This is a genomic window from Vibrio sagamiensis NBRC 104589 (genome assembly GCF_007990935.1).
Lineage (GTDB): Bacteria > Pseudomonadota > Gammaproteobacteria > Enterobacterales > Vibrionaceae > Vibrio > Vibrio sagamiensis.
On the sequence record NZ_BJXJ01000009.1, the window covers coordinates 46,831 to 59,472 of the forward strand.

Consider the following 12,642-nt stretch of genomic DNA (forward strand, 5'->3'; position numbering starts at 1 on the left):
TTTGTATGCCCATTAACCTTTAATATGCCCGAGTAACCTTTAAAGGTGTCCTCTAATAACCTCTTCTCTGATAACATCTCCTTAAACACCTTGCTCTTTAGCCAAACTAAGCGCTATCTGAGGGGCATTCCACAAGGAAGGCATAAGAATGAGGGAAACAGGCACCGCTGTGATGACAATAAACGACTGCAAAGCAGTAATCCCACCAGCCCCAAGCGAAATTAAAATCAGTGCTGTCACACCCATTGCAACTCCCCAAAAAGCACGAATCAGCGGGTTTGGCTCTGTTTCACCACTTATAACAACACTGATAGTGTAAGTCATAGAGTCTCCAGTCGTGACAATAAAAATGGTTGTCAGAATCAAGAAGAGGATGGAGATCAGAGTTGGTAGTGGCAGTTGTTGAGTGACTGCTAGTAAGGCACCTGGAAGATTAAAACCTTCGAAAGCATTACTGACTGTACCCGGTAATGACATTTCAAATGCTAATCCAGCTCCACCGACGATGGTGAACCAAAAACAAGTGGTTAAGGGGGCAATAATTGAAATCGTGGTTATCAATTGACGTATCGAACGACCTCGCGAAATACGCGCAATAAAAATCGCCATCATTGGGCCATAACCCAAAAACCAGCCCCAGAAAAACACTGTCCACCAGCTCAACCATGCTTCATCACCACGATAAGTCGCCATCGGTATAAAGTTATCCACCATAGTGCCAACAGCTTGGATATAACCGTTGAAGATAAAACTTGTTGGGCCAAAAATTAGGATATAAACCATTAATGTGACAGCCAAAATAACATTATAACGGCTGAGGAACTGCATACCACGATTGATCCCACTCAGTGCAGAAACGGTATATAAGACGATGGCAAACAAAATGATCAAGGATTGCGTAGTCAAACTATCAGGGATATCAAACAAAGCATTTAATGCATAGCTTACCTGTAAGCCCAAAAAACCAATTGGGCCAATGGTGCCTGCAGCAACGGCAATAATACAACAAGCATCGATGAGCGCCCCGACTTGCCCTTTGATGACCTTCTTGCCAAATAAAGGGTAAAGAAGAATTCTAGGTTTAAGAGGCAACCCTTTATCATAATGCAAATGCATGACCACAATAGAAGTAAGGCCCCCCACAATAGCCCAAGCAAGGAATCCCCAGTGCATGAAGGATTGAGCAAGAGCATTGACTGCGAGTTGGTGTTTATCGGTCTGCTCAAGGTATAACGGTGGTGGGCTAACGTAATGGGCAATCGGTTCTGCTGCGGCCCAAAAGACACCACCACCAGCTAGAAGTGTGCAAAATATGATTGCCACCCAACGAAAGCTGCTCATTTCTGGTTTTCTTAACCCACCCAGCTTAACCTGACCTGTTCTGCCAGAGGCTAAACCAAGCCCAATTAGAAAAGTCAACAGCAGCAGAACCTGCCAATAAGGACCAAACAAGCTAACCGCAAGCTGAAAGCCATCGTTCACTATTGTATTTAACTTTTCACCATCATAGAGTGCAGCAGTAACAAAAGCTCCTACAAAACTGCTGCTATACCAAAGCGCTGGATTATTCAGGCCAAACTTAGTAGCATTTTCTTTAAAATAACTCTTGCGATAAACGCTATTTACTAAGCGTCCATGCGCAGACGCGTTGATACTCTTCGCTAAATCAGACATACGCTGACTCCACAATAAAAATGAGAATTATGCCTTTGACTCAAGCCCTTGTTTCAAAAATTCAAACCAGTTGTCACCCAGTATTCTTCCCGCTTCTTGTTCGCTAAAGCCTATGTTTAATAATCCGTTATAAATATTTTCCATACCACCAGAACCACAAAACCAAGGTAAAGCATCTGGCCAACCCGCATTCCCTTGAGATCCTTCGCCATAATCCATCACTTTTGACCAACGGCCATTTCGCATCCATTCAAGAACGTGTTGTGGTTGATTAAGGCACAAATCACTGCCAATACCTAAATGCTCGACTCCAACGAGCTCTGCCGCTCTCGCTACCATTTGGCAAAAATCATCCAGTGTACATTGACTGCCGTTGGGCAAATGGAATGGATATAAACTAAATCCGAGCAGACCTCCTCGCTGTGTTAAGGCCTTCAGCACGATATTGGATTTATTGCGTAAAGCGTCATGAGCGAAAGTAGGATTAGCATGACTGATACATATTGGCCGAGCAGACAGGTCGATCGTTTCTAAAGTAGAGCGCTCAGCACTGTGCGACATATCGATGATCATGCCGACTCGATTCATTTCTTCAATGACTTGACGGCCAAAACGTGTCACACCAGCATCATGTTGTTCATAGCAGCCGGTTGCCAACAAGCTTTGATTGTTATAGGTCAGTTGCATAATCATTAACCCCTGACGGCGCATCACCTCAACCAAACCAATCTCATCCTCTATCGGTGAACAATTTTGTGCCCCAAACAAAAAACCAACCTTGTTTTGCACCTTTGCTACTTCGATATCCGCCACCGAATAGATCGGCATGATCAGATCGGCGTGCTGCTCGAAACGCAAATTCCACTCGGCAAAACGGCTAAGCGTTTCTCGAGCATTCTCGTGGTAAACTATGGTTGCATGAACAGCAGTAACACCACTATCTTTAAGTGATTGAAAATATTCTCGGTTCCAGTTGCAATACTGTAATCCATCGATCACAATCCTTTGTTTAAACATACCTACTCCTTAATGTTGAAACAGTGCAATGAATGCAGCACTTCACTTAACGGCGCTCGCTTAATATGGACGCTGATAAGCCGTCTTCATTACGGTGTAGAACTCTTTGGCATACTGGCCTTGTTCACGAGGGCCAAAGCTCGATGACTTTCTGCCTCCAAATGGCACATGATAATCCGTCCCTGCAGTAGGTAAATTGACCATGACACAACCGGTTTGAGCCTGCTGTTTGAAGATGGCACTGTTACGCAAGCTTTGAGTGATAATGCCGCCAGTCAAACCAAATCGAGTATCGTTCGTCACGGCAATGGCTTCTTCTAGATCAGCCACTCGAATCACGCAGGCAAGCGGGGCAAAAACTTCTTCTTGGTTCACAGACCAAGAGCTCTGCGTATTCAAAAAAAGTGTCGGTGACATATAGAAGCCGTCATGTTTCAGTGATAATCGCTCCCCTCCAAATGCCAACTCTGCACCACTTTGTCGTGCTTTTTCAATCCAATCTAAATTAGCTTCAAGCTGTTGACCATCGACAACGGGGCCCATAAAGATCCCCTCTTCCAGCGCATGACCGACCTTAAGCTGGCTCATACGTTTGATCAGCGCTTCAACATAGGCATCATGGATACCGTCCATCACAACTAAACGCGACGAGGCTGTACATTTTTGTCCTGCTCCAGAGAAAGAACCCGCTATGGTCGCTTCTACGGCTATCTGTATGTCCGCATCATCTGCAACGACTAAGGCATTTTTGCTGCCCATCTCTAGCTGACTACGAACAAAATTCGGCGCCGTCGCAGCGGCCACTTTACGTCCAGTCTCAACTGAACCAGTAAAGCTGACACCATCAATCTCTTTAGAATGTATCAGTGTGTTACCCACCTGAGATCCACTTCCTAGCACTAAGTTAAACACGCCCGCAGGTAAACCTTGGCGGTGAATGATCTCTGTGAGTGCAACCGCACTGGCTGGCGTTAAATTGGCCGGTTTCCAGATTACACTGTTACCAAATGCAAGCGCTGGAGCAATTTTCCATGCCGCCGTTGCGGTAGGGAAGTTCCAAGGCGAAATAATAGCGACAACACCAATGGCTTCGCGTGTCACTTCCACAGAGATACCAGGACGAACAGAATCGGCACAGTCGCCAATTTGCCTTAGAACTTCTGCGGCAAAGTATTGAAAAAACTGTCCCGCGCGATAAATCTCCCCTCGACCTTCAGCAAAAGGTTTCCCTTCCTCACGAGACAAAAGTGTTCCGAGTTCGTCACACCGAGCAATGAGCTCGTCTCCGATAGCTTGTAATATGGTTTGTTTTCGCTCAATCGGTGTTTTTTCCCATTCAGGTTGAGCTTGTATCGCGGCTTGAATCGCCTCTTCAACTTGAGCCTGACTCGCCTGAGAAAAAGCACCGAGATTCTCGGTGGTATCCGACGGGTTAATATTATCGATACTGCCAACCCCTGCCTGCCATTCGCCTGCTATGTATAAAGACTTTTCTGCTTGAACATGGATCTTTTCTACTTGGACATCGTTAATAAAAGTCATCGCTCTATCCTTTTGATTGTTATTGTGTGTATACCTTGGAAATAGAATACTATTCCGCTTCGTTGCCTTCCTTGAATTCGGCTCAGTGACCTCGCTCTGAATCAAGCATCTTGAGGTCACTTGGGTATATGTCTTCCTTCAGACGAACGGGTACTAAAATATGTATGTTGTCTTGATGTAAATGTACTTTCTATTACAAATGCTCTTTATATCGTATGGTTTTGGCTTACATAAACGCACTGATGTACATAAGCTCATTGTGGTTTAAATGAGCCAATAGAAAATGACGCTTACGGATTAGGTTCTGAGTGCTCAACAGCTGCATAAACGACAAATTCAACCAGCATTTCTTCACGAGCCAAGCCTGCGACGACCATGGCGGCTCGATTAGGGTAAGGTGCATTAAAGTACTCACTGTAGACTTGATTCACCGTCGTCAGGTATTCACGATCAGTAACGTATATAAGAACTTGAAGCACTGAGTCTAATGACTCCCCTGCACACTCTAAGGTGTGAACAAGATTCTGAAAGGTTTGACGCGTTTGCGCTTCAATGCCCCCCTCAACAACAGCACCAGACTCATCGATCGGGATCTGAGCAGTATAAAGCGTACCATTATTAACGATGGCCCATTCCAATGGCGCTTTCGAAGCATATAACGCAGTTTTTACAGGATATTTTTTCATTGACTACATCGCCCAATGGTTAATTTTGTAATTATATTGTTTTAATTTAGTTAAATATTGCACATTGACATGCGATAAATCTAACGGTAAATTTTTTAATAGTGATAAGTTTTTTTTATCACATAACATAGAGTTAACGCATTTAAAGGGATGGAAGCGATGTGATGGATAACATCAAGTTACAGCAATTAATCCATTTTGTGACAGTGGTTCAGGAAGGTGGATTTCGTTCAGCGGCACATAAAGTAAATCGCTCTCAAGCCGCTTTGTCTACTTCGATTAAAACGCTCGAAGAAAACCTTGGTAAACCGCTATTTGAGCACGGGAATAAATCAAAACTAACGCCATTTGGAGAACAATGCTTACCCAAAGTGATACAGTTTATTAGCGGTTATCATTCTCTTTGTAGTGACTTGAGAAGTATGGCATCAGGCCAACAAGGACGAGTACGTATAGCAACGATTCCATCCGTTGCAGCCAAGTTGATACCGAATGTTCTAAAAAAGTTTTGCACTCAATACCCTGATGTAGAAGTTAGTTTACTTGATGATAATGCTGCGGGAGTTGAAGCAAGGTTGCTATCAGGTGATGTTGACTTAGCGTTAGGTAATGCTTCATACCTAAATGCAAGCAGTATCGAGTTTACTCCTTTAATCTCTGATCCCGTTGGCGTGGTTTGCTTAAAAGACAATCCATTGGCCAAATACACAAAAGGCGTAAGGTGGCAATCATTACAGCAACAGCCTTTCATTCGAAATGGGACATGCCTTTTATTAGATTCGACCCCTGCTCGTATCTTGAGTGAACAAGCGCTCTATTCAGTGGCCAATATTACTTCTTTGTTTTCAGTCTTGGAGCTCGGTATTGGCATTACAACCCTTCCTAAACTGGCCTTTCCTAACCAGTCTTCTCACTTAATTTGGCTGCCTTTGATTGAACCATTGTTAGAAAGGGAGATTGGTATTTTTAGGTTAAACAATATAACGGTTTCACCTCAAGCCAAAGCATTTCACGATTTATGTGTGCATCACCTTCGACACTCAGAGAGTACATAAACATAATGCTCTAAAAAAACAAAGCCCTTACGTCGGATACATAAGGGCTTTATATGCTTAGGATAGTTGAGAAAGAGTGATTAAAAAGGTAAAGGGATCAACTCAATACCTAAAACGCCACTGACTGCCATAACAGCAAGTAACGACACCTTAAATACTGCTTTTGACCACGGTACACAGTTGTCATTATCGACCGGACGGAAAGTGACTCTTGTCCATGCAAAACACACCGCGGCTGAAACAGCTAGGTATTCGTACCCCGCTTCACCTAAAGCAAATAACCCCATAGATGCCAGAGTAAATGCCACGACATAAGCTTTCATATGACGATGCGCTTTCTCAATACCTTCTTTGACTGGTAAAACAGGAATCCCTGCATCACGATAGTCCTGCATACGGAACATTGCGATTGCGTATGAGTGAGGCATCTGCCATAAACAAAACATTAAAAAGAGCAAAATCGACTCTAAGCTAATGTAATTTGTCACCGCAAGATAACCCACTAAAGGAGGAACAGCTCCAGAAAGGCTTCCTACCAAAGTGCCATAAACTGAGTTGCGCTTATACCACATGGTGTAGAAAAATACGTAAAACACATAACCAAGAAGAACCACAACCGCTGATAAAGGGTTGGCCAATTGGAATAATAAAGCGGTACCGACGAGTAACAAGACCAAGGCATAAACAAAAGCAATATCGCTATTGATGTTACCTAAGACCAAATCACGACGTTGAGTTCGCTTCATCTTTTGGTCAATATCTCGGTCAAAAATGTTATTTACTACGCATCCTGAAGCAATGACCAATCCAACACCCGCTAACACAGTTAGCAATAGTGTAAAACTGGCCGCTTCTGTTTTAGCGGCGAGGAAGAACCCCGCCGCAACAGAAATCAGGTTGCCGAAAATAATGCCCGGTTTTGTAATAGACAAATAACTTTTCAGCATACCCTAGCCTACAGCTTCATATTGACAGTCATGTTGTAAATAATCCAGACCGAACCAGCGATCAGAATTAATACAACAATTGCAGTGAACATGAGTGACACAAAGTTCCAGCGGCCATCGTCTGTCTTAAGCTCCATGTGCAAGAAGTATTTAAAATGCACAAAGATTTGAACGAGAGCACAACCAAAAAGCACAACATACGTTGCCGCTTCTGGTAATGCCTTTGCCCACACACAATAGAAAGGTATGACGGTCAGAATCAAAGACGCAATAAAACCTTTAACGTAATCAGAAGCACCTGTATCTAGATGTTGTCCCATTACATAACCCCCAATAAGTACACTATTGTAAATACGCAGATCCAAACAATGTCTAGGAAGTGCCAGAAGAGGCTAAGACACTGGAAACGCATTGACATGTTTTCATTCAGACCTTTAGTTGATAGCTGATGGTAACAAACCGCTAACCAAATCAGGCCAAACGTAACGTGCAAACCGTGCGTACCTACCAGAGTAAAGAACGCAGATAAGAAAGCACTTTCTTGAGGGCCGTTACCATGCTCAATTAAATGATGGAATTCATACACTTCCATACAGATAAAACCAAGACCCAATAAGAAAGTAATTTGCAACCAGCGTTTTAATGCCGGAACATCATTACGCTTCATAGCGATCATACCAAAGCCGAAAGTAATACTACTGAAAAGCAGTAACATTGTTTCAGCAAATACGAAAGGCAGTTCAAAGATATCTTTACCAGTAGGCCCAGAAATTGAACCACTTTGCAGTACTGCATAAGTCGCGAATAGTGTTGCGAACAACACACAATCGCTCATTAGATACACCCAGAAACCAAATAATTTGTTACCAGCTGTGTCATGGTGATGATCATCATGACTGTGGGTGGCAGCATTAGTTTGCATAAGTCGCCTCCAGCTCTTCTTTTTTATCATCAGATTTGGCTGAATTTTTCTTAGCTTCTTCAAGCTGAGCGCGACGCTCTGCTTCAATTGCTTTGATTTCTTCAACTTCTACATAGTAATCAACGTCATCATTGTAGCTATGTTTAATACACATAACGACCATACCAACAAAGCTCGCAGCCGCTAACCACCAGATGTACCAAATCATCGCGAAACCGAATACTAGAGATAATGCAGATACATAGATACCTGTTGGGGTATTCTTAGGCATGTGGATACGTTCGTATTCCACTTCTTTGCTTGGATCAAACTCACCACGTTGTTTTTGGTACCAGAACGCATCCACTTCATCACCTTTTGGTAAATGAGCAAAGTTGTAGAATGGTGGTGGTGAAGATGTCGCCCACTCAAGAGTGCGTCCACCCCATGGGTCACCAGTAAGATCACGGTTTTGCTCACGATCGCGAACACTTACGTAAATCTGAATGAATTGACACAATACACCTAGAGCGATCACAGCAGTACCAGCAGCAGCCACTGCAAGGTATGGGAAGAACTCAGGGTTAATATCTTGGCTGATACGACGAGTCATACCCATAAAGCCAAGCGCGTAGAGTGGAAGGAAGGCCATTAGGAAACCAACAATCCAACAATAGAAAGCACGTACGCCCCACTTTTCGTTCATTGTGAAGCCAGTCGCCTTAGGGAACCAGTAAGTCAGTGCAGCAAAACAGCCAAATACAACACCACCGATAATTACGTTATGGAAGTGTGCAATCAAGAATACAGAGTTATGTAGAACAAAGTCTGCACCTGGAACAGCCATTAGTACACCAGTCATACCTCCAACTGTGAAGGTAATCAAAAAGCCGACTGTCCACATCATTGGTGTAGTAAAGCGAATTCGGCCTTTGTACATAGTAAATAGCCAGTTGAAAATCTTAACCCCGGTTGGAATTGAGATAATCATTGTCGCTATTCCGAAGAAGGCGTTAACGTTCGCACCTGACCCCATGGTAAAGAAGTGATGCAGCCATACAATGAAAGCCAAAATCGTAATTACAATGGTTGCCCAAACAAGAGAAACATAACCAAACAGTTTCTTACGCGAGAAGGTTGCCGTAACTTCAGAGAACACACCAAAGATCGGTAAAACAAGAATGTATACTTCTGGGTGGCCCCAAGCCCAAATTAGGTTGACATACATCATTACGTTACCACCAAGATCGTTGGTAAAGAAGTGCATGCCAAGGTATCGATCAAGCGTTAATAGCGCGATCGTTACCGTCAGAATTGGGAAAGAAATAATAATTAGGATATTTGCACACAAAGAGGCCCAAGTGAAAACTGGCATCTTCATCATTGGCATAGACGGAGTACGCATGCGCAAAATAGTAACGAAGAAGTTTACACCTGTAAGTGTGGTACCGACACCTGAGATCTGTAATGCCCAGATCCAATAGTCGACCCCGACCCCAGGACTTGCCTCGATGCCTGACAATGGTGGATATGCTAACCAACCTGTTTGACCAAACTCACCTAAGCCTAGAGACATGTTAGTTAAAATAACACCAACAACAAACAGCCAGAAGCTTAGATTATTGAGGTATGGGAAAGCAACATCACGAGCACCGATTTGAAGCGGTACAATGATGTTCATCAGACCAATAACCAGTGGCATCGCCACGAAAAAGATCATAATTACGCCGTGGGCAGTAAAGATCTGATCGTAGTGATGTGGAGGCAAATAGCCAGGCTCACCAGCAGCAGAAAGTAACTGTTGACTTCGCATCATTACTGCATCGGCGAAACCACGAATTAACATCACCATGGCAACAGCGATGTACATAAATCCTAGCTTTTTGTGGTCTACAGAAGTAAACCATTCATTCCATAGATATTGCCATTTTCCAGCTTTGGTTACTGCAGTAACCACAGCCAAACCGATCAATGCAGCTACAGCTAGCGTGATGATAATTATCGGTTCGTGGAAAGGAATTGAATCAAGTGTTAATCTTCCAAACATTACGATTTTCCTAGATTTTCCGGCAAACAGTTCATTGAACCTGGATGCTGGGTCACAACGTCAGTGAACAAAAATGGGGGAACACTAGAGAAGAAAGTCACAGGCGCAGCAATACTTGGCTCGGCAAGTGTGCGGAACTGTTCCCAGTCTTCAATTTGATCTGGACTGGATTTAACTTCTTGAACCCAATTCAAGAATGCCGTGCGATCTTCTAGCGCTGCCGCCGTAAATTTCATTTGTGAGAAGCCTTTTCCACTGAAATTGGAGGCAAAACCTCTGAATTCACCAGTATGATTTGCAATCAAGTTTAGCTTGGTAACCATACCTGGCATTGCATATATCTGACTACCAAGACGCGGAATAAAGAATGCATTCATGATGTTGTCTGAAGTCAGTCTAAATGAAACTGGCACATCCTTCGGAAATGCAACGTAGTTTACTGTTGCAATATTTTCTTCTGGATAGATAAATAACCACTTCCAATCAAGTGATACGACTTCGATTGTTATCGGTTTAACATCACTCTCAATCGGCTTTGATGGCTCTAGTTCATGAGTAGAACGCCATGTGATGGTAGCAAGAATCGCAATGATGATAATTGGGATAGTCCAAACCACAATTTCGATCTTGGTCGAATGCGCCCACTCAGGAGCATATTCTTCATCCGTATTGGTCTCACGGTAACGATAGGCGAAATAAACTGTCATTAGTATGACGGGAATAACGACAATCAGCATCAGCAAAAGAGCCGTAATAATCAGTTCTTTTTCCTGAACACCAATGCTACCTTTCGGATCAAGTAGAGCAGAGTTGCACCCTGCAAGCATTAGCGTGGTTCCCACCATACTTATACTCGCCAAGATGCGCTTGTATCTTGAAGCTTCCATTAACTTTCTCGATGGTTAGCCAACATCAGAGTAAAACCCTGAAATTGGTTGTCTTTGGTCATTAGAATATTTGTTTTAACAACTGTAACAGTACGCCTCTAGCAAAACTCCATTTGTTTAACGTGAGGTAAAAACCCCATTATTAATATGTATATTTTGTTACGCTATAAAATGTATTGTTACAATCGAAGCATTATGATGAGTGCTAACGCAAAGCTCACTACTCATAACTGGAAACTAAGGTTTCATTTTTAGCTATCAATTTCAGATAATTAGAGTAATAAACATAACGATAAAAGATAAGAAAAATAGATAAATTATTAATTTATATACACTTTTATTAAGTTGCCACTTAACTCCCTATCTCATTAACTTTACCTATTACAAACATATAAATTAGATAGTGTTAATTTAATAAATTATGATGATAATCACAAAAGATATATATAGAAGCCAATGTAGTTTGAATTGCTCTACTTCTTATAAATTATACGTTTTCTACTGACAATTTACAGAAGTGTACATATCATGATAAGCAATACGATGGCATACCAATCACTTCTTCAAAGTGTCATTATTCTTGGTGATATTGGCTTAATAAGGAGAGGGGTATACCCAAGTGACTTCAAGATGCTCGATTCAGAGCGAGGTCACTGAGTCGAATTCAAGGAAGACAACGAAGCGGAATAGCAGGCTCTTTCCAAGTTGTCTGACGCAAGAAGTCGACTCAGTGACACGCTCCCAAAGGGCGAGTGTCCTTAACTCTCAGACTTTGTTAACGATTCTCAATGTAGAGCCACTATATCTTCGAATCGTTGCCGCGTCTGAGAGTTAAGGTCACCTCGCTGAACGCAGCATCTTGAGGTTACTTGGGTATATAACATAAAAAATGATTTGGTTCTGATCTGAAAGAAAAAGCAATTTCAATCAATCAGGATCATGAACCAAACAAAATGAGAATCAAACGTTACAAGGTAACAAGTGCTCAATCTGCTGATGATTACTCTAAATTTCTCTAATAGAAATTCGATACCCAAGTGAACTCAAGATGCTTGAAGACACTTAGGTATCATTTTTTACATTCGGATACCACCATCCACTTCTAATACTCTCCCTGTAAAGTAATCATTTTCAAAGATATACTTGACTGATTGTGCAATTTCATTAGCTTGGCCCAAACGTCCAACAGGAATCATAGTGTTTAAACGTTCTATCGCTTCTGGTTTCATCTGATCTGTCATGGCCGTACGAATAACCCCAGGAGCGACCGCAGCAGCACGAATACCATAACGAGATAACTCTCGTGCCCATGTTGTAGCCATGGTCGCAACCGCAGCTTTGGAAGCCGAGTAGTTAGTTTGTCCCATATTGCCAGAGCGAGCAACGCTGGATATATTGATGATCACTCCTTGCGACCCGGTTTCGATCATCTTAACCGCTGCTTCACGGCCACATAGAAACGTCCCTGTCACATTGATATTCATGACCATTTCAAATTGTTCAAGTGGCATCTTAGTAACATGACCGTCTTTTACTTTAACTAACAACCCATCACGTAAAACACCTGCACTATTGACGAGTCCATTTAAACAACCAAAATCTTTGATTATTTTATCAAAAGCCGCCTCAACTTCCGCTTCATTGGTGACGTCCAATTGATAAATTTCACATTGGGTGTTCAAGCTATGGCATTGCTGCTGGGTCTGTGCAAGTGTTGAAGCATTAATATCGATCAAAGCGAGCTTTGCACCAGCTTGAGCCAAGCTTATCGCCATGGTCTGCCCTAACCCTTGCCCTGCTCCTGTGATCGCGACGACGCTATTTTTTAACTCCATCTGTACCTCCAATCCATCATCTATACCTACTATTCAATTGATTTAAGCTGA

Annotated in this window: 11 protein-coding genes; 1 reads left to right on the forward strand and 10 read right to left on the reverse strand. The window is 42.6% G+C overall.

The window, feature by feature from the left end; genetic code table 11:
- Positions 1–81: 81 nt before the first annotated feature.
- The 4 genes from VSA01S_RS05970 to VSA01S_RS05985 form a co-directional block, all read right to left on the reverse strand.
- Complete coding sequence (locus tag VSA01S_RS05970) at positions 82–1,674, reverse strand: BCCT family transporter (RefSeq protein ID WP_039982184.1); 1,593 nt, start codon at positions 1,672–1,674, stop codon at positions 82–84.
- A gap of 27 nt (positions 1,675–1,701) precedes the next feature.
- Positions 1,702–2,691, reverse strand: coding sequence for a membrane dipeptidase (locus VSA01S_RS05975; protein WP_039982186.1), 990 nt, complete (start codon positions 2,689–2,691; stop codon positions 1,702–1,704).
- A gap of 60 nt (positions 2,692–2,751) precedes the next feature.
- Positions 2,752–4,233: an aldehyde dehydrogenase family protein gene (locus tag VSA01S_RS05980; RefSeq protein ID WP_039982188.1), complete on the reverse strand. Its 1,482-nt coding sequence runs from the start codon at positions 4,231–4,233 to the stop codon at positions 2,752–2,754.
- Between the two features lie 290 nt (positions 4,234–4,523).
- On the reverse strand, positions 4,524–4,919 hold the full coding sequence (locus VSA01S_RS05985; protein ID WP_039982189.1) for a RidA family protein: 396 nt from the start codon (positions 4,917–4,919) through the stop codon (positions 4,524–4,526).
- A 164-nt stretch (positions 4,920–5,083) separates the two neighbouring features.
- Here VSA01S_RS05985 and VSA01S_RS05990 point away from each other — a divergent pair, with 164 nt between their 5' ends.
- A complete protein-coding gene (locus VSA01S_RS05990) occupies positions 5,084–5,974 on the forward strand; it encodes a LysR family transcriptional regulator (protein WP_039982191.1) in 891 nt (296 codons plus the stop codon).
- An 80-nt stretch (positions 5,975–6,054) separates the two neighbouring features.
- Here the strand turns inward: VSA01S_RS05990 and cyoE are convergent, their stop codons facing one another.
- The 6 genes from cyoE to VSA01S_RS06025 form a co-directional block, all read right to left on the reverse strand.
- Positions 6,055–6,921 carry a heme o synthase gene (cyoE, locus tag VSA01S_RS05995; RefSeq protein ID WP_039982192.1) on the reverse strand — a complete coding sequence of 289 codons (867 nt, stop codon included), beginning with the start codon at positions 6,919–6,921 and terminating at the stop codon, positions 6,055–6,057.
- 8 nt (positions 6,922–6,929) lie between these two features.
- On the reverse strand, positions 6,930–7,241 hold the full coding sequence (cyoD, locus tag VSA01S_RS06000) for a cytochrome o ubiquinol oxidase subunit IV (RefSeq protein ID WP_039982194.1): 312 nt from the start codon (positions 7,239–7,241) through the stop codon (positions 6,930–6,932).
- Positions 7,241–7,843, reverse strand: a complete 603-nt coding sequence (gene cyoC / locus VSA01S_RS06005; RefSeq protein WP_039982196.1) for a cytochrome o ubiquinol oxidase subunit III — start codon at positions 7,841–7,843, stop codon at positions 7,241–7,243. The genes cyoD and cyoC overlap by 1 nt, the downstream gene beginning before the upstream one ends.
- Positions 7,833–9,869: a cytochrome o ubiquinol oxidase subunit I gene (gene cyoB / locus VSA01S_RS06010; RefSeq protein ID WP_103021949.1), complete on the reverse strand. Its 2,037-nt coding sequence runs from the start codon at positions 9,867–9,869 to the stop codon at positions 7,833–7,835. Before cyoB ends, cyoC begins: the two co-directional genes overlap by 11 nt.
- Entirely contained in the window at positions 9,869–10,756 is an 888-nt protein-coding gene (gene cyoA, locus VSA01S_RS06015) for a ubiquinol oxidase subunit II (RefSeq protein ID WP_083932337.1), read from the reverse strand. The genes cyoB and cyoA overlap by 1 nt, the downstream gene beginning before the upstream one ends.
- Positions 10,757–11,832: 1,076 nt before the next feature.
- Positions 11,833–12,591: an SDR family oxidoreductase gene (locus VSA01S_RS06025; RefSeq protein ID WP_039982001.1), complete on the reverse strand. Its 759-nt coding sequence runs from the start codon at positions 12,589–12,591 to the stop codon at positions 11,833–11,835.
- Between the last annotated feature and the right edge of the window lie 51 nt (positions 12,592–12,642).